Genomic DNA, 19,801 nt, shown 5'->3' on the forward strand with positions numbered 1-19,801 from the left:
GGACCGGCGGCAAACGCCCCGTTGCGGGCATAAGCATCTTTGGGGATATGGTCTTCGAATGCGTGTCGCCGCCGTCCATAAGCTTACGCCCCGGCAAAAGGAGATACTTCGACTTCTTCTGAACGGGTATGATGCCAAATCGATTGGCCGCGAACTTGGTATCTCCGTCCACACTGTGACCGAGCATCTCCGCGAAGCCCGGCGACATTTGGAGGTTTCGAGCAGCCGGGAAGCTGCGCGCATCCTGCGGGAGGCAGAGTCGGTACCCCCACATAATATGGGACCCAACGAATTGGGGGTGGCCGGACCGACCACGACGCAGCGTTTCTTCCGGCCGCTCAGTCCGAACAGTTGGCTGACTTATGCCGGAGTGTTGCTCGTGATCCTCGTCGCCGCTGCTGCCACTGTCCTGTCCTTTTCGAGCGTGAATCCGCTTCCGGATCGCTCCGACAAGTCCGCTGGTCAAGTGGCACCATCGACTGCTGCCGAGGCAAACCCCAGCCCCTATCAAACCCGCTCGATTGCCGTGCCTAGCTTTGAGCGATTGAAGGTTTCAGGGCCGTTCCAGGTTACCGTCATGGTCACCGATGAGCCGGATGAAGTTCTGCTTCAGGGGCCCCCTGCCTTGCTGGCCGACACGATCCTAGCCGTTGAAAACGGTGCCCTCTCGATCCGCTTTCGCGAAGGCGCAACCTGGAGTTGGAATCCCGGCTCAGGTGTGAACATTACCGTGTCCACATCGCGTCTCAGTTCGGTGAATCTCGATGGCGCTGCGATCGTCGAAGTCTACGGAGTTCGCGGGGAGACGTTTGTGGCCGCCACAGCGGGCTCTGGAATGGTGAAAGCGACTGGACTGGACGTCGAGCGGATTCGACTGACGACGGGCGGCGCAGGTAGCATATCGGCGGAGGGTGTGGCCCGAGAGGCGACATATGCGGTGGGAGGATCGGGTTCCATCGATGCGATGCGCTTGCGGGTGAAGAACGCTCACATCGCGATCGGAGGATCTGGTTCGAGTTACGCGAACGTGTCCGGCACAGCGAACATCTCTTCGGTTGGAAGTGGACGCGTCGAAGTCGTCGGTGGGGCGACCTGTGTCACGCAACCAGCCGACTCGCGCCTGATCGAATGTCGATGAACGATCTGAAATAGCGACAGCTCTTGTCCCATGGTCCTCTGCTTCCGCCGCAAGGATATAATTGCCTTTCCTACAACCCCCGATCCAGCATATCTGCAATGTCCGATGTCGAACCCGGACACCCCCTTCAGCCTTCGAAACCGCGCCGCCACGCCGCCCAAAGCTGACAGAATCGCGCGCGTTGCCCGTAACTTTGTCAGCTTTCGCCCCGCACTACCGCCGGATCGGCCGCTGCTCGCTCAGCATGTTCCGGATCGTCGTCGACGCGACCCCGGCCTGTCCCATCGCATTGCTGATCTGGTCCAGCCCCAGCACTACGTCGCCCGCTGCGAACAGCCCGGGGATCGACGTGCGCTGGTGGTCGTCCACCTCCAGGCACCCTTCCTCGGTCGCCGCCGCGCCCGCAGCGACCGCCAGGTCGGAGCGGATGCGCGATCCCAGCGCTGGGTAGATGCTGTCGAACGTCATCCGGCCTTCCGCCGTCTCCACCGCGATCCGCTCGCCTTCGATTCCATAGCCGCCGCACGGCCCGTCGACCCGCGCGATCCCCGCTTCGTCCAGCTTGGCCAGGCACGCATCGTCCAGCCGGTGCTCCATGTCCGGTGCGATCAGCGTCACGTCGCGGGTGAAGCCGCGCAGGAACAGCGCCTCGCGCATCCCGTGATCGCCGGTGCCGATCACCCCGACGCGCTTGTCGGTCACCTCATATCCGTCGCACACCGGGCAATAGCGCAGCAGGCCGCTCGCCAGCGCCGGATCGTGCACCGCATCCTCCATTCCCTTGGGCCGGTGATTGACCACGCCCGTCGCCAGCAGCACCGATCGCGCGTGGAAGCTCCGCTCGCCCGCATGGACGATGAAGCCCTCGTCGGCCGGCTCGATCCGCGTGACCTTCGCCGGCTCGCGCACCGCGCCATACTTTTCCGCCTGCGCCAGCATCCGCCGCAGCAACTCGACGCCCTCGATCCCCTCGGGATAGCCGGCATGGTTGTGCGTGCGCGGGATCAGCGCCGCGCGGCTCGATCCGCAATCGAACAGCCGGATCGACAGGTGATAGCGCGCCAGATAGATCGCCGCCGTCAGCCCGGCCGGCCCCGCGCCGACGATGATACAGTCTTCCATGCCCGCTCCCTTGCCAATCACCGTCCAAGCGGCGAACAGGCGCAATGACCTTCGCCGCCACCGTCCTAACGCTTTACCCGGAGATGTTTCCCGGTCCGCTCGGCATTTCCATTGCCGGACGCGCGCTGAACGAGGGCAAGTGGGGCCTCGATACCGTCCAGATCCGCGATTTCGCGACCGACAGGCACCGCACCGTGGACGATACTCCGGCAGGCGGCGGGGCAGGGATGGTGCTCAAGCCCGATATCCTCGCCGCCGCCTGTGACAGCGTGGGTTACGACCGCCCGATGCTGGCGATGACCCCGCGCGGCGCCCCGCTGACGCAGGACCGCGTCCGCTCGCTCGCCGCCGGTCCCGGCGTCTCGATCCTGTGCGGCCGGTTCGAGGGGTTTGACGAGCGCCTGTTCGAGGCGCGCAACATCGAACCGGTGTCGATCGGGGACTACGTCCTGTCGGGCGGCGAGATGGGCGCGCTGGTGCTGCTCGATGCTTGCATTCGGCTGCTTCCCGGCGTAATGGGCGCGCCTTCCAGCGGAGTCGAGGAAAGCTTCGAAAGCGGCCTCCTCGAATATCCGCAGTACACCCGACCCGTCGAATGGGAAGGGCATATGATCCCGCAAGTGCTGCGATCGGGGGATCATGCGCGGATCGCGGCCTGGCGAAAGCAACAGGCCGAGACCGATACACGGCTAAGGAGGCCGGATCTTTGGGAGCGCCATGAGGGCGCTCGGGTCCAGTCTCCCTCTGGCGCGCGGCAAAAGAAGGACGAATGAGCATGAACCTCATCCAGCAGATCGAGGCCGAGAACGTCGCGAAGTTCCTGGCCGACAAGAAGATCCCCGAATTCCGCCCCGGCGACACCGTCAAGGTCGGCGTGAAGGTCGTCGAAGGCGAGCGCACCCGCGTTCAGAACTATGAAGGCGTCTGCATCGCCCGCGCCAACAAGGGCATGGGCAGCAACTTCACCGTCCGCAAGATTTCGTTCGGCGAGGGCGTCGAGCGCGTCTTCCCCCTTTATTCGCCGAACATCGACAGCATCGAAGTCGTCCGTCGCGGCGTCGTGCGTCGTGCGAAGCTCTATTATCTGCGCGGCCGCACCGGCAAGTCGGCGCGCATCGCCGAGCGCCGCGACCCGCGTCCGGCCAAGGGCACCGCTGCCGCCGAGTAATCGGCACGCAGGCTTGAACAAGCGCGGGGCGCGGGGGCGAAAGCTTTCGCGCCCCGTTCGTTTCCGGCGCTGTTTGATTCCGGCGCCGGCGTCCCTAGATTAAGGGCGTGAAGACCCGCGCAATTCCCCTCGGCCTCGGCGCCACCCGTACCATCCGGGACGCGGCGCTTTGGCTGGCGTTGCTGGTCGCACTCGCCTCCTCGCTGCTCAGCGGCGGGATGCCCCGCACCACGGCGCTCGGCTCGGCATTCAACCCCGCGACCACATCGGTCGTGCTCAAGCCGATCCGCCCGGCACCCCGTGTCACCGCAGAGGTCGTGCGCCGCGACGATGGCCCCGCCGCCGGATCGGACACGACCGCAGCTATGGGGCTAGCTCCGGCTCGAACCGAGGCTGTCCGCCCGGCCCATATGCGCGTCGCCGCACGCGCCTCGACGCCCTCACTTCATCCCCACGCCGTCCTCCCCGGCACCCCGCGCGGCCCTCCGGCGGCCTGACATTCCACCCCTTCGCCGGCCACGGCGGTTTCGGGAGATTTTGTCATGGACCAGAAGAAGAAGCGGCCTCCCTGGTGGTTCGCGCCGATCGTGTGGGGCGGTGTAGTGGCGAGTGCCGCCGCCGCCGCGCTGGTGATCGGCGGGACGCAGGGCTGACCGCGCCGCCCGGGCCGCGCGCTGCGGTCCGGGCGACAACAGGGACGCCAGCCAGCCTATGCACCACACCCCCCTCATCGCCACCATCGTCGCGGGGCTCGTCATCGCCTTCATCATGGGGTCGATCGCCCACAAGCTGAAGGTCTCACCGATCGCCGGCTATCTGCTTGCCGGAATCATGGTCGGGCCGTTCACCCCCGGCTTCGTCGCCGACGGCAATCTCGCCGCCGAACTGGCCGAGATCGGCGTCATCCTGCTGATGTTCGGCGTTGGCCTGCACTTCTCGCTGCGCGACCTGCTCGCGGTGCGCAAGATCGCCGTACCCGGCGCGATCGGGCAGATCGCCTCCGCAGTGCTGATGGGCATGGCGCTGGCCTGGGCGCTCGGTTGGGACCCGCTCGCTGGGTTCGTCTTCGGCCTCGCGCTCTCCGTCGCCAGCACCGTGGTGCTGCTGCGCGGCCTGCAGGGCTTCGGCATCGTCGATACCGAGCGTGGACGCATCGCGGTCGGCTGGCTGATCGTCGAGGATCTGGTGATGGTGCTTGCGCTCGTGCTGCTCCCGGCGCTGGCGGAGGTGATGCAGGGCGACGGGCCGATGACGTGGGACGCGATCCTCGTTCCGCTGGCGCAGACCGCGTTCAAGGTGACCGGCTTCCTCGTCGTGATGCTGCTCGTCGCACGGCGGGTCATCCCGCTCGCGCTGCATTGGGTGGTGCACACCGGATCACGCGAGCTGTTCCGCCTCGCGGTGCTCGCGATCGCGCTCGGCGTCGCGTTCGGCGCGGCGGTGGTGTTCGACGTCTCCTTCGCGCTCGGCGCCTTCTTCGCCGGCATGATCCTCGGCGAAACCCCGCTCAGCCGCCAGGCGACCGAGGAGACGCTGCCGCTGCGTGACGCCTTTGCGGTGCTGTTCTTCGTCTCGGTCGGCATGTTGTTCAACCCGGCGGTCGTGGTCGAACAGCCGCTCCCACTGCTCGCCACGGTGCTGATCATCGTGTTCGGCAAGTCGGTGATCGCCTATGGCATCGTCCGCGCGCTCGGCCGCTCGCACCGCATCGCGATCACTGCCGCCGCCAGCCTGGCGCAGATCGGCGAATTTTCGTTCATCCTCGCCGGGCTGGGCGTCAGCCTTCAGATCCTTCCGCCAGAGGGGCGCGACCTGATCCTCGCCGGCGCGCTGCTGTCGATCCTCGCCAACCCCTTCATCTTCAACTGGCTGGTTCCGCGTCGGCAGGCGCAGACCGACCCGATCGAGCCGCCTGCGGATACCGGCGACCGGACCGACCATGTCGTGCTGGTCGGCTATGGCCGGGTCGGCAAGCTGATCGCGCAGGACCTGCTCGCGCGCAAGCGGCCCTTCATCCTGATCGAGGATCAGACCGATACGGCGAACGCGGCGAAGGGGGAGGGGCTCGACGTCGTCCGCGGCAACGCCGTCGATCCCGAGGCGCTGAAGGCGGCGGGCGTCGACCGCGCCGCGAAGCTGCTGATCGCGATTCCGGAGGGGTTTGAGGGCGGCGCGGTGATCGAGGCCGCGCGCGCCATCAATCCGGACATCGCCATCGTCGCCCGCGCCCATTCGGATGCCGAGGTGGACTATCTCGAAGCGCGCGGCGCGGGCGACGTGGTGATGGGCGAGCGCGAGATCGCCAGCCGGATGCTCAGCCTGTGTGCGGTTCCGCTGAAGCGTCACGCATAGGACACGATCTCGAACTCGATCCCGTCGAAGTCGAGAAAGTAGAAGCGCCGCCCCGGGTCATAGTCGCCATGCTCGAACGGCGTGAGGCCGGCCGCGGCGACCTTGGCCTCGATCGCATCGAGATCGTCGACGACGATCCCGACATGGTTGAGCGGCCGGCCTTTGGGGTAGCGCCGCTCGGCCTGCGCCGGCGGCGCGTAGAGCGCCAGATAGAGGCGCTCGTCGCCGACATGGATCGACGTCCCGCCGTCGCGCGCCGGTCCCTGCCAGCGGATATGCCAGCCGAACAGATGCTGCATCAGCTTCGCGGTGCGTGCCGGGTTGGTCACGGTCAGATTGACATGTTCGATGAAGGTCGTGGGCATGGCGTTTCCTTTGCGGTTTGCGTGAGTGCCCGACTCCGCTACAACCTCAACTTAAGTTGAGGTCAAACGGAAAATCTGTCCATGCGCGGCAACGAACTCCTCACCATCGGCGACCTTGCGGCACGCACCGGCCTGACGGTCTCCGCGATCCGCTTCTACGAGAGCCGCGGGCTGGTCGAACCGATCCGCACGCGTGGCAACCAGCGTCGCTTCCTGCGTTCCGACATTCGCCGCCTGTCCTTCGCGCTGATCGCACAGCGGCTCGGGCTGACGGTCCAGGAAATCGCTGCGGAACTGTCGCGGCTGCCGCACGGTCGCACCCCGACCCAGGCCGATTGGAACCGCATCAGCCGCCATTTCCGCGCGGAGATCGACCGTCGCATCGCGTTGCTCGAGCGCACGCGCGAGAAGCTCGACGAATGCATCGGCTGCGGCTGCCTCTCGCTGCGTAAATGCGGCTTGTATAACCCCGATGACGCGGCGGCGGCGGAAGGTGCGGGACCGCGCTATGTGCTGGGGCAGGCGGGGGCCCCCGAGTGAAGCGCCGTTGGATCGTCGCGACGGCTCTGGTCGTAACGCTGACGGGCGCCGCCTGGGGCCTGAAGGCGGCGATGCAGGCACGCTGCTGGGCGTTCGGCGCCCCGGTCCTGTGCCGGATCGAAAGCGATGAAAAGCTGGTCGCGCTCAGCTTCGACGACGGGCCGACCCGCGCGGGTCTCGACGCCATCCTCCCGGTCCTCGCGAAGCACGGCGCGCGCGCCACCTTCTTCGTGATCGGGGCAGAGGTGGAATCCTATCCCGACGGCGTGCGCCGCATCGCTGCAGCGGGGCATGAAGTCGGCAATCACAGCTTCGATCACCGCCGCATGATTTCGCCCTTTTCTACCGCCTATCGCGACGCGCTCGCGCACACCGATCGCGCGATCGCGGCTGCGGGGGCACCACAACCCAAGCTGTTCCGGCCACCTTACGGCATCAAATTCACCGGCCTCGCCCGCGCGCTCGATGGCAAGACGATCGCGATGTGGGATTTCGAGGAGCCCGTCGCCCGGCCCGGCGGCGCGCGCGCCTATGCCGATGCGGTGGTCGCCGCGGCACGACCGGGCTCGATCATCCTGATCCACCCGATGTACGCCAGCCGCACGATCGAGCGCGAGGCCCTGCCGCACGTGCTGACGGGGCTGAAGTCCCGCGGATTCCGCATCGTCACGGTGAGCGACCTCGCGGCGCGCGGCCGCGCGGATGCAATCAGCCGAAGGTGAAGTTGACCGGCTTGCCCTGATCGCGGTTGCGGTCGAAGGCGTGGCTGGCATAGCGCCCGTCGCGCTCGACCCAGTGGAGGAACAGGTGCGCGGACCAGCCATTGGGGTTGGGCTGGGTGCGGCCATGGCGCAGGTGGACGCCGTCATAGATCACGCCATCGCCCGGCTCCATCTCCCAGCCGCGATAGGGACCGTCGAACCCGTCCTCGATCTCCAGCTGCGACAGCTCCGCGCGGTGCTCCGACACCTCCAGCGGCCACGCCACGCCGTCGCTATAGTCGAGCGTGAGCGACAGGCTCACCTCGCACGACGGGCGATCGGAATGCACGCGACAGATGTCCCCCTCGCGATAGATCCGCAGATAGCTGTAGGTCGGCAGCAGCTCGCGGCCGGCGATCTCCGCGATCGTCGGGGTGAGGCCCCATAGCAGCGTCAGCATCGGCGGATAATCGAACCCGTACAGTTCGGGCGCGCCCCGCTTGAGGATCGCCGATTCCTTCTCGATCTGTCCCAGTCGGGTCCCGGTCCGCCCGAGATGGTCCTGAAGCTGCCGCAGGAACGCGTTGCACACTTCGCGCGGAAGCAGCCCCTGGACATGCGCATGCCCGTCCTGCTGGAAATTGCCGATGATCTGCATGGCGCGTTCGATAAGTGCGGCCGCGGCGCGACGCAAGCGGCGGGGCTTTACCGCGCTACCGTCGCCGCGATAACGCTGGCCGCGCGGGGCACCGATGCGCCGCTGGTGGAGTCGATGCATGTGGAACTGGACCTTGGGTGCGGCGCTGGCGCTGAGCGTGGCGATGGGCGGTGTCGCCATGGCCGATGAAGCGAAGCAACCGACCCCGACGGACCTGACGCTGGAGCGCATCTTCGCCAGCCCGGATCTCGCCGGCACCGCCCCGCGCGCGCTCAAGCTGTCCCCCGACGGGAAGCTGGTGACGCTGCTGCGCAACCGGCCGGACGACAACCAGCGCTATGACCTGTGGGCGATGGATACCGCGACCGGCAAATGGCGGATGCTGGTCGACAGCCTTAAGATCGGCACCGGCGCCGAACTGTCGGAGGCCGAGAAGATGCAGCGCGAACGCGCGCGCATCGGCGGGACCAAGGGCATCGTCGCCTATGACTGGGCCCCCGACGGAAAGTCGATCCTCGTCCCCCTCGACGGCGATCTCTATCTCGCCACGCTGGACGGCAATGTCCGCCGCCTGACCGCGACCGAGGGGGGCGAACTCAACCCCGTGATCAGCCCGCGCGGCGGCTATGCCAGCTTCGTGCGCGACCAGAATCTCGTCGTGCTCGATCTCGGCTCGGGCACCGAGACGCAGGCGACGACCGAGGGCAAGGGTACCGTCCATTTCGGCGAGGCCGAGTTTGTCGCGCAGGAGGAGATGGGGCGCAGCACCGGCTATTGGTGGTCGCCCGACGACCGGCGCATCGCCGTCCAGCGCTTCGACGAGGCCCCGGTCGGTATCGTCAGCCGCGCCGCGATCGGGGCGGAGGGGACGAAGGTATACGACCAGCGCTATCCCAAGGCCGGCACCGCAAACGTCCTGGTCGATCTCTACGTCATGAACCCCGACGGTTCCGGCAAGGTGAAGGTCGATCTCGGCCCGGACACGGACATCTACCTTGCTCGCGTCGACTGGACTCCCGACGGCAAGACCTTGCTCGTCCAGCGCCAGAACCGCGCGCAAACCGTGCTCGACATGCTCGCGGTCGACCCCGCGACCGGCAAGTCGCGCATTCTGTTCAGCGAAAAGGCGCGCGAGAAGAGCTGGATCAACCTCTCCGATTCCTACCGCCCGCTCAAGGACGGCAGCATCATCTGGTGGTCCGAACGCGACGGTCATGGCCATCTCTACCGGTTCAAGGATGGCGAGTGGGACCAGCTGACCAGCGGAAACTGGGAAGTCGCCGACCTGCTCGGCGTCGACGAGGAGCAGGGGAGCGTCAAGTTCCTCGGCAACCGTGACGGCCCGCTCGAGCGGCATGTCTATTCGATCAACTATAAATTCAACCGGGGCGGCTACGGCAAGCTGACCGAGCAGGGCTGGTGGCATGCCGCCAGCTCGGATGCCCAGGGTCACCGCCTGATCGTAACCCGCTCCCGGCCCGATCAACCGCCGCAGGTGATGCTTACCGACGGCGCCGGTAACCGCACCGCCTGGGTCAGCGAGAACAAGGTCGCCAGCGATCACCCCTACGCGCCCTATCTCGCCAGCCACCGGCAGAAGCAGTTCGGCACGATCAAGGCGGCCGACGGCACCGATCTCTACTGGGAGATGATCACGCCAAAGCTGGAGCCGGGAAAGAAATACCCGGTCTTCTTCCACCATTATGGCGGCCCGCATTCGCAACAGGTGAGCAGGGCCTGGGGCGGCGCGCTCCAGCAATATCTGGTGGATCGCGGCTATATCTGGTTCGTCGTCGACAATCGCGGCGCCGCCAACCGCGGCAAGGCGTTCGAGGATCACCTCTATCAGGCGATGGGCAGCGTCGAAGTGGCGGACCAGCTCGCCGGCGCCGCCTATCTCAAGAGCCTCGATTTCGTCGATGCCGACCGGATCGCCACCTATGGCTGGTCTTACGGCGGCTATATGACGCTCAAGATGCTTCAGGCTGCGCCCGGGACCTTCGCTGCGGGCATTTCGGGCGCCCCGGTCAGCAAATGGGAACTTTACGACACCCATTATACCGAACGGTACATGGGCGATCCGCGCAAGGTGCAGGCGGCCTATGACGTGTCGAACACGGTCGCCGACGCGACGAAGATCGCCGATCCGCTCCTGCTGATCCACGGCATGGCCGACGACAATGTCGTGCTCGAACATTCGACCGTGATGATGGCCAGGATGCAGGGCGCGGCGGTGCCGTTCGACGTCATGCTTTATCCCGGCCAGACGCACCGCGTGGCGGGGCCGGGCATCAGCGTGCATCTGTGGACGACGATCCTCAACTTCCTCGACCGGAACATGGGAGAGGGCACGAAGTAACGGAGACGCCTCCGGTGCAGTCGACAAGGCGGCACTGGCAGGCGCCGACCGGAGCGCGATGGCGGACGCGATCGCTTGGCGCTCGGGCCCCGATGGTATATATGCCTTCAACCGACTTTTGCCCCGGACCGCCGCTTGACAGCGCTGGTGCGAGGTCATATGTCGCGCATCTTCCGAAACACCGGTGAACGGCAGCGCTTCCTGGCGTATGCCGCGCGCTTGCGTTCCGGGTCAACGCGAAGAGATGGGGTTCAGCTGCCATGCGGGCCCCGTGGAGCTGGGAGAACAAGATTCATGGCACGTATTGCGGGCGTTAACCTGCCCACCAACAAGCGCGTTCTGATCGCGCTTCAGTATATCCACGGCATCGGCCCGGCCAAGGCCAAGGAAATCACCGAAAAGCTGGGCATCACGCTCGAGCGTCGCGTGCAGGACCTGACCGATCAGGAAGTGCTGCAGATCCGCGAAACCATCGACGCCGACCACACGGTCGAAGGTGACCTTCGTCGCGAGACCGCGATGAACATCAAGCGCCTGATGGATCTCGCCTGCTATCGCGGCCTGCGTCACCGCAAGGGCCTGCCTGTCCGCGGCCAGCGCACGCACACCAATGCGCGCACCCGCAAGGGCAAGGCAAAGCCGATCGCCGGCAAGAAGAAGTAAGCCGCTGGGCCGCCCACAAGCGGCCCGCCTGCTTCGCATTTCGAAGGATTACTGAACAATGGCACAAGCACCGCAGCGTCTTCGCCGTCGCGAGCGCAAGAACATCACCGCCGGCGTCGCCCATGTGAACGCCAGCTTCAACAACACCATGATCACGATCACCGATGCCCAGGGCAACGCGATCTCGTGGTCCTCGGCCGGCATGATGGGCTTCAAGGGCTCGCGCAAGTCGACCCCGTACGCTGCCCAGGTCGCTGCGGAAGACGCAGGCCGAAAGGCTGCCGAACACGGCGTCCGCACGCTCGAGGTCGAGGTGAAGGGTCCGGGTTCGGGCCGCGAGAGCGCACTGCGCGCCCTCCAGGCGGTCGGTTTCCAGATCACGTCGATCCGCGACGTGACCTCGATCCCGCACAACGGCGTGCGTCCGTCGAAGCGTCGCCGCGTCTGATTGCCTCTCCGCGTCGCCTGCGGTTCCGGGAAGCCGGAACTGGGGCGGGGCGGCTCTCTTTTCTGGCAGGATACCCCCCGTCCTGCCCAACTCAGGGGAAGCCCGTGTCTGTCAATGCAAAGAACTGGCAGGAACTTAAGAAGCCGAACGGCCTGGAGAAAAAGGGCGGTGACGGCAAGCGCAAGGCGACCTTCGTCGCCGAGCCGCTGGAGCGCGGCTTCGGCCTGACGCTCGGCAACGCGCTGCGCCGCGTGCTGCTCTCGTCGCTGCAGGGCGCTGCGGTGACCTCGATCAAGATCGAGAACGTCCTTCACGAGTTCAGCTCGCTCGCCGGCGTGCGCGAGGACGTGACCGATCTCGTCCTCAACGTGAAGCAGATCGCACTCAAGATGCAGGGCGAGGGCGCCAAGCGCCTCCAGCTCAGCGCGACCGGCCCGGCCGAAGTCAAGGCCGGCGACATCGCCGTGTCGGGCGACATCGAAGTGATGAACCCCGAACTGGTGCTGTGCCATCTCGACGACGGCGCGACGCTCAACATGGAACTGGTTGCCGACACCGGCAAGGGCTATGTCCCCGCCAGCGCCAACCGTCCGGCCGACGCGCCGATCGGCCTGATCCCGGTCGACGCGTTGTACAGCCCGGTCCGTCAGGTCAGCTACAAGGTCGAGAACACCCGCGTGGGTCAGGAACTCGACTATGACAAGCTGAGCCTGTCGATCGAGACCGACGGCACCGTGACCCCCGAGGACGCGCTCGCCTATGCCGCGCGCATCCTGCAGGATCAGCTCGCGCTGTTCGTGCACTTCGACGATTCGTCGATCGCGCGTTCGGCTCCGATCGGTCAGGCGGCACCCGCCGCTGCCGAAGGTGGCGCCGGCGACACCGCGACGATCAACCGCTACCTGCTCAAGAAGGTGGACGAGCTCGAACTGTCGGTTCGCAGCGCCAACTGCCTCAAGAACGACAACATCATCTATATCGGCGATCTGGTCCAGAAGACCGAGGCCGAGATGCTGCGCACCCCGAATTTCGGCCGCAAGTCGCTGAACGAGATCAAGGAAGTGCTGTCGTCGATGGGCCTGCGCCTCGGCATGGAAATCCCGGGCTGGCCGCCTGAGAACATCGAAGAGATGGCCAAAAAGCTCGAACAGGAGATCATGGGGTAACGCCCATCCGCCGTCATCCCCGCGAAAGCGGGGACCCATCTCCACGCCGTGGAGCTGGGTTCGACGGCGGGAGATGGGCCCCCGCTTTCGCGGGGGTGACGGTTTTAGGTGGCGGCCGTCCGTCCCGCCTGGCTTGGGGTTCCGTAAGACGGCCCCCTGACGAACTGAAAGGAACTACCCATGCGCCATAAGTACGGCGGTCGTAAGCTTCAGCGTACCTCGGCGCATCGCGCCGCGCTGTTCCGCAACATGTCGGCTGCGCTGATCAAGCACGAGCAGATCACCACCACCGTCGCCAAGGCGAAGGAACTGCGTCCTTATGTCGAAAAGCTGGTGACGCTGGCGAAGAAGGGCGGCCTGTCGAACCGTCGTCTCGCGCATGCCCGCCTGCTCGACGACGCGCAGCTGGTGAAGCTGTTCGACGTGCTCGCGTCGCGCTACGCCGACCGTAACGGCGGCTATACCCGCATCATCAAGGCCGGCCCGCGCGCTTCGGACGCGTCGCCGATGGCGATCATCGAATTCGTCGACCGCGACGTCTCGGCCAAGGGCCAGGATTCGGGTCCGGTGATGACCGACGAGGATTACGAAGACGCCGCCTGATCGGCGTTTTTCGTCAAGAGTTGGGGCGGTCGCACGACGGTGCGGCCGCCCCTTCCTTTTGGTGCTCCGTTCCGGCTCACCGGCACGTCCCGCGCAGTCCCTTCCCGTGGTAGTAGCGTACGTCGCGCGGCAGGAACTTCGGAAACCGGCACGCGAACATGTGCAGCCGCCGCGCGCCCGCGAAGATCGCCCGCGCACTGCTCTGCGCCTTGATGTCGTAGCTGCCGACCTGCCCGCGCGCGCAGTCGAAATAGGTCTCGCGTTCGCGCTGCGGTGGCCCGGTGACGCACATGAACACGACGATGCGATGGTCGCAGCGATTCTCCAGCGTACCGATCGTTCCCGTGGCGGGCCGAACCGTCCGGACGCACGCGCTGACATCCTCTGCGGCTGGGGACTGGATCGCGAGCGCTAGCAACAGGGCGGTAGGGATCATCTCGTCATCCTGCCACGGGTCCGCGCCCCAAGCTAATGTTGCGGGGGCGTAAGAATCGCTGAACATTGGTGCGCGCTCCCACGCCCCATCTATCGTCTGCAAGCGAACCCACGGAAATCCGCCGGTCCGCAGATTGGCACGCGCCGTGCAAACCCGCGGCGCAGGAGGACGTGATGAGACGATCGAACGGATATGGCGCAGGCGGGGCAGTGGCGATCGCCTTCGCAACGCTGCCGCTGCTGGTGATGGGCTGGGTCAGCTACGAAAGCGCGCTGACCGCATTCGCGTGAGCGCACACCTTGCGGTTTCCGAAGCCTGACAGCTTGTCCCTGACCTGTCGCCTGGGTGTCGTGTCGCTGTCCTGTCGGTGTCGCGAAGCGGGCGTGTCGTCGTCGCTTCGCAGTCGCCTTCGCCGAAAAACACCGCTTTTCTGTCAGGATCGTCGGACGGGCCGCTTGACCGCCGGGCGATCGGCAATAGGTTGCGCTCATCCCGTTACCGGAGAAACCAATGCGCCGTTCGTCGCTGATCGCCCTGCCGCTGCTGTTCGCAGCACCCCTTGTCCATGCCAGCCCGGAGTCCCAGCCGACGATGACCGCCCCGATCACCTATCCCGAAACCCGCCGCGTCGACGTCGTTGATGAGGTATTCGGGGAAAAGGTCGCCGATCCCTATCGCTGGCTCGAAAACGACGTCCGCAACGACAAGGAGGTCGCCGCCTGGGTCGAAGCGCAGAACAAGGTCACCGACGCCTATCTCGACACCTTGCCCGGCCGCGACATCTTCAAGGCGCGGATCAAGCAGCTGTTCGACTATGAGCGCTTCGGCGTCCCCACCAACAAGGGCGGGCGCTATTTCTACAGCCACAATAGCGGCCTCCAGAACCAGAACGTCCTGTGGGTCCGCGACAGCCTCGATGGCGAAGCGCGCGTGCTGATCGATCCAAACGACTGGGCCAAGGACGGCGCGACCGCGCTTTCCGAGTGGGTGCCGTCGGACGACGGCAAGCTGCTCGTCTATGGCATCCAGGACGGGGGATCGGACTGGCGGACCGTCAAGGTGCTCGACGTCGCGACCGGCAAGACGCTGGACGACGAGGTCAAGTGGATCAAGTTCAGCGCGCTGTCCTGGGCGAAGGACGGCTCGGGCTTCTATTACTCGCGCTTCCCCGAGGTGAAGGAGGGCGAGACCTTCCAGGCACTGAACGAGAACCAGGCGGTCTATTTCCACAAGATCGGCACCGCGCAGGCGCAGGACAAGCTGATATACTCGACTCCCGACCACCCCAAGCGCGGGCATTTCGCGCAGGTCACCGAAGACGGCGGCTGGCTCGTCATCACCACGACCGAGGGGACCGACAACCGCTACGAGATCACGATCCTGAACCTCAAGGATCCCGCCGCGAAGCCGCGGACGATCGTCAAGGGGCTGGAAAATGAGTGGAGCCTTGCCGGCAACGTCGGCAGCCGCTTCTTCTGGACCACCGACAAGGGTGCCTCTCGCAAGAAGGTGGTGACGATGGACGTGTCCGCCGCCGATCCGGTCGCGACCGACCTGATCCCGGAGGACAAGGCGACGATGGAGGGCGCCGGCATCGTCGGCGGCCAATTGTTCGTCACCTATCTCGTCGATGCCAAGGACGAAATGCGGCGATATGCGCTCGACGGCAAGCTGCTGGGCAAGGTCGAGACGCCCGGCATCGGCAGCATCGCCGGGTTCAGCGGTGACCCGGAAAAGAGCGAGGCCTTTTACGCCTTCACCAGCTTCAACATGCCGACCACTGTCTATCGCTATGACGTGAAGACCGGGAAGGCGGCCGAATGGGCCAAGCCCAAGGTCGATTTCGACCCGTCGAAATATGCCGTCGAACAGCGCTTCTTCACGTCGAAGGACGGGACGAAGGTGCCGATGTTCATCGTCAAGCGGAAGGACGTGACCGGTCCCGCGCCGACGTTGCTCTGGGCCTATGGTGGGTTCAACATCAGCTACGGCCCGGCCTTCTCGGCCTCGCGCCTCGCCTGGATGGAGCAGGGCGGCGTGTTCGTCCTCGCCAACATCCGCGGCGGCGGCGAATATGGCAAGGCGTGGCACGACGGCGGTCGCCTCAAGAACAAGCAGAACGTCTTCGACGACTTCATCGGCGCTGGCGAATATCTGATCGCTCAGGGCATCACCAAGAAGGATGGCCTCGCCATCCAGGGCGGATCGAATGGCGGGCTGCTGGTCGGCGCGGTGACCAACCAGCGCCCGGACCTGTTCGCTGCGGCGCTGCCTGCGGTGGGCGTGATGGATATGCTGCGCTTCGACCGCTGGACGGCGGGCCGCTACTGGGTCGACGATTACGGCTATCCGTCGAAGGAGGCGGACTGGAAGGTGCTGCGCGCCTATTCGCCCTATCACAATATCCAGTCGGGCAAGACCTATCCGGCGATCCTCGCGACCACCGCCGACACCGACGACCGCGTGGTTCCGGGCCACACCTTCAAATACACCGCCGCGCTGCAGGCGGCGGACATCGGGCCGAAGCCGCATCTGGTGCGCATCGAGACCCGCGCCGGCCATGGTTCGGGCAAGCCGACCGACAAGATCATCGAGGAAACGTCGGATCTATGGGCTTTCGCGGCCAAATGGACCGGGCTTCAGGTGAAGCCGGTAGAATGACGGTGGCCCGCCTCAGCCAAGCCGCCCTGGTCTGCGCGATCGCCCTTACCGGAACCTCTTGCGCGCCGATGGGGGAGGTGCAGACCCCGGCCAATACGCCGCGGACGCTGCATGACCGGCTGCTGACGCTCGACACGCATCTCGACACGCCGATCTGGTTCAACAACCCCAACTGGAAGTTCGGCGACCGGCACGACTGGCGCACCGATCTGGCGCAGGTCGATCTGGGGCGGATGGATGCAGCTCTGGATGGGGGCATGTTCGTCATCTACACCCCGTCCGGTCCGGTGACGCCGCAGGGCTTTGCGGCGGCAAAGGCGTTCGCGTTCAAGCGGCTGGGCGAGATCGAACGCACGATCGCTGCCTATCCCGACCGGATCAGCCTGGTCACAACCGCCGATCAGGCGATCGCCGCCGACAAGGCGGGCAAGCGCTTCGCGTTCATCAGCATCGAGAACAGCTACCCGCTCGGCGAGGACCTGTCGTTGCTCGGCGAATTCTACCGGCGCGGCGTGCGGATGGCGGGGCCGGTTCATTCCAAGGACAACCAATTCGCCGATTCGGCGACAGGTTCGGGGACTTGGAAGGGGCTGTCTCCGCTCGGTCGCAAATGGGTGGCGGAGATGAACCGGCTGGGCATGGTGATCGACGGCAGCCATTCGTCGGACGCGGCGTTCGACCAGATGCTGGCGCTGTCGAAGACGCCGATCATCCTGTCGCACTCCGGCCCGCGCGCCAAATGGGACCACCCCCGCAACATCGACGATGCCCGGATTCGCAAGCTCGCGGCGGCGGGCGGGGCGGTGTGCATGAACAGCGTGTTCCTGACCAAGCTGACCTATACCGAAGAACGCAACCGCCTGTCCGACAAGGCCGAGCGGATCGGGGAACTTTCGCCGGAGGAACAGGTCAAACTGACCGCGGCGATCCGGAAGCTCGATGAAACCGATCCGGTGCAGGACACCGATTTCGAGAATTTCATGGCCAATCTTCTGTATCTCCTCAAGATTGCCGGGCCGGACCATGTCTGCATGGGCGCCGACTGGGATGGCGGCGGCGGGGTCCGGGGGATGGAAGACATCACGGCGTTGCCGAAGGTGACCGAGCGGCTCGTCGCTGCTGGCTATTCCGAAGCGGATATCGCCAAGATCTGGTCGGGCAATGTTCTGCGGCTGCTGCGGGCGGCCGAGCGGAAAAGAGGGTAAATGCGGACCGCTGTACTATCCCCATAGCATTTTCCCGATATGGGCGGCGGAGTCGATCGGTGGCAGCATGAACAGGTCCAGTGGAGACTTGCCATGTATCTGCCCCGCGAGATCAATAGCGCCGACAATTTCGACCTGCGCGAGCACGAGATGTATGACGGGCGCTGGCCTGCTGGGGCCGGATTCCTCGTCGTGGTCTCCGCCTCGCTGATGTTCTGGCTGCTGGTCCTGCTCCTCTTCACGCGGGGCTGACGCTGCCTAGGGTAGCCGGGTGACCTTGAGCACCCGGACCTTCGGCTCCAGCATTTGCCCCTTCATCACCCCCTCTCCCGCGGTGGGGGAGGTCGGGGCGTCCAGTATCTTCCACACCACCTCCATCCCCTCGACCACCCGGCCGAACGCGGCGTAGCCCAGATTATCGCCCGGCTTGCTCGGATCCGCATCGAGCGAGGGCTGATCCCCGACGCTGATCGTGAATTCTCCACGCGCCGTACCCGGGGCCAGCCGCGCGACCGAGATCGCGCCATTGACGTGCTTCACCCCGGTCTGCGTCGTCGGCTCGTGCTTGATCGGTGGCAGGACGCGCTTCGGCTGATTGCCCACGCCGAACTGGACGAAGCCGAACTTGTCCGCGACCTTCACCGTCCGATAGAAATAGGTGCCGTCGAGGCGCTTCTGATCGGCGTAGCGCAGGAAATTGCGCGCCGTGATCGGCGCGCGCTCGGTTTCGAGCTCCAGCACGATCCGGCCCATGCTGGTGTCGATCGCCACCTTCTGTGTCGCGGGCTTGGGCGTCGGAGCAGGGGAGGGCGTCGGCGCGTCTTGCGCGAAGGCGACGGCCGGGAGCAGCAGGGCTGCGGCGAGCAGGGTGCGGCGGAATGTCATGCCGCCAGTCTGCCCAGCCCGCCGCACGGCTTCAACCGGCTTTCGTCCACAACAGAATCGCTTTGCTGGAAGACGGACGCGCACCACCCATGTTGCCTTTGGCGGTGCCGACCCCCTAGATGCGGCACCGCCACCCCGGTTGGGGACAGTTTCAGGAAAGCCGAATGACCGCAGTTCACTCCACCCGCATGCTGATCCTCGGCTCCGGCCCTGCCGGATTGTCCGCCGCCATCTATGGCGCGCGCGCGGGGCTTGCGCCGATCGTGGTGCAGGGGGTCCAGCCCGGCGGGCAGCTGACCACGACGACCGATGTCGAGAATTACCCCGGCTTCCGCGAAGTGATCCAGGGTCCGTGGCTGATGGAGGAGATGCAGGCGCAGGCCGAGCATGTCGGCGCGCAGATGATGTACGACATGATCGTTGAAGTCGACCTGACGCAGCGTCCGTTCCGGCTGACCGGCGACAGCGGCACCGTCTATTCGTGCGACACACTGGTCATCGCGACCGGCGCGCAGGCCAAGTGGCTGGGGCTTGAGAGCGAAGAGGCGATGAAGGGCAAGGGCGCGAGCGCGTGCGCGACCTGTGACGGGTTCTTCTATCGCGGCAAGAAGGTCGCGGTGATCGGCGGCGGCAATACCGCGGTCGAAGAAGCGCTGTATCTGACCAACCATAGCCATGACGTCACGCTGATCCACCGCCGGGACAGCCTGCGCGCCGAAAAGATCCTGCAGGAGCGACTGTTCGCGAATCCCAAGGTCAAGACCTTGTGGAACAAGGAAGTCGTCGAGTTCGTCGGCGGCGGCGATCCCGAGGGTCTGGTTGCGCTGAAGCTCAGGGACACGGTGACGGGCGAGCTCTCCGAAATCGATGTCGAAGGCGGCTTCGTCGCGATCGGTCACCATCCGGCAACCGAGCTGTTTCGCGGGCATCTGGAGCTGGACGAGGATAGCTATATCACCGTCGAGACCGGGACGACGCGGACCAGCGTGCCGGGCGTGTTCGCGTGCGGTGACGTGATGGACAAGGTGTATCGCCAGGCGATCACCGCGGCGGGCACGGGTTGCATGGCGGCGCTCGATGCCGAGCGGTTCCTGGCCGAGGCCGACTTTGAGGCGGTGGCGCAGGCGGCGGAGTGATCCGGGGAAACTGACGAAGTCACGGGTAAAGCGCCTGATGCTGTCAGCTTCGAGTGACGAAGCTGACAAAATGCGCGGCGTTTGAGCCGCGCGCGGCGGGGACGCCGACGCCGGTTTTGCGCTCGTGACACCAATCAGCGCTGACCCCGTGCGCGCTGGATCGCTGCATCTCGTTCGGGACAAGGCGAGTCGGGC

At 65.7% G+C, this 19,801-nt stretch carries 21 protein-coding genes; 16 read left to right on the forward strand and 5 right to left on the reverse strand.

Annotated elements, in window-relative coordinates; translation table 11 throughout:
• Window positions 1–58: 58 nt before the first annotated feature.
• Window positions 59–1,138 (forward strand): GIN domain-containing protein, encoded by a 1,080-nt coding sequence (locus ABS767_RS17100; RefSeq protein ID WP_408080569.1) that lies wholly within the window; start codon window positions 59–61, stop codon window positions 1,136–1,138.
• A gap of 213 nt (window positions 1,139–1,351) precedes the next feature.
• Here ABS767_RS17100 and ABS767_RS17105 read toward each other — a convergent pair whose 3' ends face one another.
• Entirely contained in the window at window positions 1,352–2,260 is a 909-nt protein-coding gene (locus ABS767_RS17105) for an NAD(P)/FAD-dependent oxidoreductase (protein ID WP_408080571.1), read from the reverse strand.
• A 44-nt stretch (window positions 2,261–2,304) separates the two neighbouring features.
• Between ABS767_RS17105 and trmD the strand changes: the two genes are divergently transcribed.
• The 4 genes from trmD (at window position 2,305) to ybaL (ending at window position 5,780) form a co-directional block, all read left to right on the forward strand.
• Window positions 2,305–3,033, forward strand: coding sequence for a tRNA (guanosine(37)-N1)-methyltransferase TrmD (gene trmD, locus ABS767_RS17110; RefSeq protein ID WP_408080573.1), 729 nt, complete (start codon window positions 2,305–2,307; stop codon window positions 3,031–3,033).
• Between the two features lie 2 nt (window positions 3,034–3,035).
• Complete coding sequence (gene rplS / locus ABS767_RS17115; RefSeq protein ID WP_408080759.1) at window positions 3,036–3,428, forward strand: 50S ribosomal protein L19; 393 nt, start codon at window positions 3,036–3,038, stop codon at window positions 3,426–3,428.
• Between the two features lie 107 nt (window positions 3,429–3,535).
• Window positions 3,536–3,925, forward strand: a complete 390-nt coding sequence (locus tag ABS767_RS17120; protein WP_408080575.1) for a hypothetical protein — start codon at window positions 3,536–3,538, stop codon at window positions 3,923–3,925.
• A gap of 214 nt (window positions 3,926–4,139) precedes the next feature.
• Window positions 4,140–5,780 (forward strand): YbaL family putative K(+) efflux transporter, encoded by a 1,641-nt coding sequence (gene ybaL / locus ABS767_RS17125; protein ID WP_408080577.1) that lies wholly within the window; start codon window positions 4,140–4,142, stop codon window positions 5,778–5,780.
• Here ybaL and ABS767_RS17130 read toward each other — a convergent pair.
• Window positions 5,771–6,145, reverse strand: a complete 375-nt coding sequence (locus ABS767_RS17130; RefSeq protein ID WP_408080579.1) for a VOC family protein — start codon at window positions 6,143–6,145, stop codon at window positions 5,771–5,773. The genes ybaL and ABS767_RS17130 overlap by 10 nt on opposite strands.
• A gap of 81 nt (window positions 6,146–6,226) precedes the next feature.
• Here ABS767_RS17130 and soxR point away from each other — a divergent pair, with 81 nt between their 5' ends.
• Together soxR and ABS767_RS17140 are read left to right on the forward strand one after the other, a co-directional pair.
• Window positions 6,227–6,685, forward strand: a complete 459-nt coding sequence (gene soxR / locus ABS767_RS17135; RefSeq protein WP_408080581.1) for a redox-sensitive transcriptional activator SoxR — start codon at window positions 6,227–6,229, stop codon at window positions 6,683–6,685.
• Window positions 6,682–7,407 (forward strand): polysaccharide deacetylase family protein, encoded by a 726-nt coding sequence (locus tag ABS767_RS17140; RefSeq protein ID WP_408080583.1) that lies wholly within the window; start codon window positions 6,682–6,684, stop codon window positions 7,405–7,407. The genes soxR and ABS767_RS17140 overlap by 4 nt, the downstream gene beginning before the upstream one ends.
• Here ABS767_RS17140 and ABS767_RS17145 read toward each other — a convergent pair.
• Complete coding sequence (locus tag ABS767_RS17145; protein WP_408080585.1) at window positions 7,394–8,044, reverse strand: hypothetical protein; 651 nt, start codon at window positions 8,042–8,044, stop codon at window positions 7,394–7,396. The genes ABS767_RS17140 and ABS767_RS17145 overlap by 14 nt on opposite strands.
• 118 nt (window positions 8,045–8,162) lie before the next feature.
• Between ABS767_RS17145 and ABS767_RS17150 the strand changes: the two genes are divergently transcribed.
• The 5 genes from ABS767_RS17150 to rplQ all read left to right on the forward strand — a co-directional run bounded on the left by ABS767_RS17150 (window position 8,163) and on the right by rplQ (window position 13,283).
• Complete coding sequence (locus ABS767_RS17150; RefSeq protein WP_408080587.1) at window positions 8,163–10,403, forward strand: S9 family peptidase; 2,241 nt, start codon at window positions 8,163–8,165, stop codon at window positions 10,401–10,403.
• Window positions 10,404–10,697: 294 nt separating this feature from the next.
• The gene (gene rpsM / locus ABS767_RS17155; protein ID WP_145845614.1) at window positions 10,698–11,066 is read left to right on the forward strand and encodes a 30S ribosomal protein S13; all 369 of its coding nucleotides are present in this window, start codon (window positions 10,698–10,700) and stop codon (window positions 11,064–11,066) included.
• A 58-nt stretch (window positions 11,067–11,124) separates the two neighbouring features.
• Complete coding sequence (gene rpsK / locus ABS767_RS17160) at window positions 11,125–11,514, forward strand: 30S ribosomal protein S11 (protein ID WP_066579261.1); 390 nt, start codon at window positions 11,125–11,127, stop codon at window positions 11,512–11,514.
• 104 nt (window positions 11,515–11,618) lie between these two features.
• Window positions 11,619–12,680: a DNA-directed RNA polymerase subunit alpha gene (locus ABS767_RS17165; protein ID WP_408080591.1), complete on the forward strand. Its 1,062-nt coding sequence runs from the start codon at window positions 11,619–11,621 to the stop codon at window positions 12,678–12,680.
• A 180-nt stretch (window positions 12,681–12,860) separates the two neighbouring features.
• Window positions 12,861–13,283: a 50S ribosomal protein L17 gene (gene rplQ, locus ABS767_RS17170; protein ID WP_408080593.1), complete on the forward strand. Its 423-nt coding sequence runs from the start codon at window positions 12,861–12,863 to the stop codon at window positions 13,281–13,283.
• Window positions 13,284–13,359: 76 nt separating this feature from the next.
• On the opposite strand, the gene ABS767_RS17175 is transcribed toward rplQ, so the two are convergent.
• On the reverse strand, window positions 13,360–13,785 hold the full coding sequence (locus tag ABS767_RS17175; protein ID WP_408080595.1) for a hypothetical protein: 426 nt from the start codon (window positions 13,783–13,785) through the stop codon (window positions 13,360–13,362).
• A 444-nt stretch (window positions 13,786–14,229) separates the two neighbouring features.
• Between ABS767_RS17175 and ABS767_RS17180 the strand changes: the two genes are divergently transcribed.
• The 3 genes from ABS767_RS17180 to ABS767_RS17190 all read left to right on the forward strand — a co-directional run bounded on the left by ABS767_RS17180 (window position 14,230) and on the right by ABS767_RS17190 (window position 17,837).
• Window positions 14,230–16,380 (forward strand): prolyl oligopeptidase family serine peptidase, encoded by a 2,151-nt coding sequence (locus ABS767_RS17180; protein ID WP_408080597.1) that lies wholly within the window; start codon window positions 14,230–14,232, stop codon window positions 16,378–16,380.
• Window positions 16,377–17,585, forward strand: a complete 1,209-nt coding sequence (locus ABS767_RS17185) for a dipeptidase (RefSeq protein ID WP_408080599.1) — start codon at window positions 16,377–16,379, stop codon at window positions 17,583–17,585. The genes ABS767_RS17180 and ABS767_RS17185 overlap by 4 nt, the downstream gene beginning before the upstream one ends.
• Window positions 17,586–17,678: 93 nt before the next feature.
• On the forward strand, window positions 17,679–17,837 hold the full coding sequence (locus ABS767_RS17190) for a hypothetical protein (RefSeq protein WP_408080601.1): 159 nt from the start codon (window positions 17,679–17,681) through the stop codon (window positions 17,835–17,837).
• A 6-nt stretch (window positions 17,838–17,843) separates the two neighbouring features.
• On the opposite strand, the gene ABS767_RS17195 is transcribed toward ABS767_RS17190, so the two are convergent.
• Window positions 17,844–18,470 (reverse strand): peptidylprolyl isomerase, encoded by a 627-nt coding sequence (locus tag ABS767_RS17195; RefSeq protein WP_408080603.1) that lies wholly within the window; start codon window positions 18,468–18,470, stop codon window positions 17,844–17,846.
• Window positions 18,471–18,634: 164 nt separating this feature from the next.
• On the opposite strand from ABS767_RS17195, the gene trxB reads away from it, so the two are divergent.
• Window positions 18,635–19,606: a thioredoxin-disulfide reductase gene (trxB, locus tag ABS767_RS17200; RefSeq protein WP_408080605.1), complete on the forward strand. Its 972-nt coding sequence runs from the start codon at window positions 18,635–18,637 to the stop codon at window positions 19,604–19,606.
• Window positions 19,607–19,801 lie beyond the last annotated feature (195 nt).

Origin of the sequence: Sphingomonas plantiphila (assembly GCF_046000505.1) — a bacterium.
Lineage (GTDB): Bacteria > Pseudomonadota > Alphaproteobacteria > Sphingomonadales > Sphingomonadaceae > Sphingomonas > Sphingomonas plantiphila.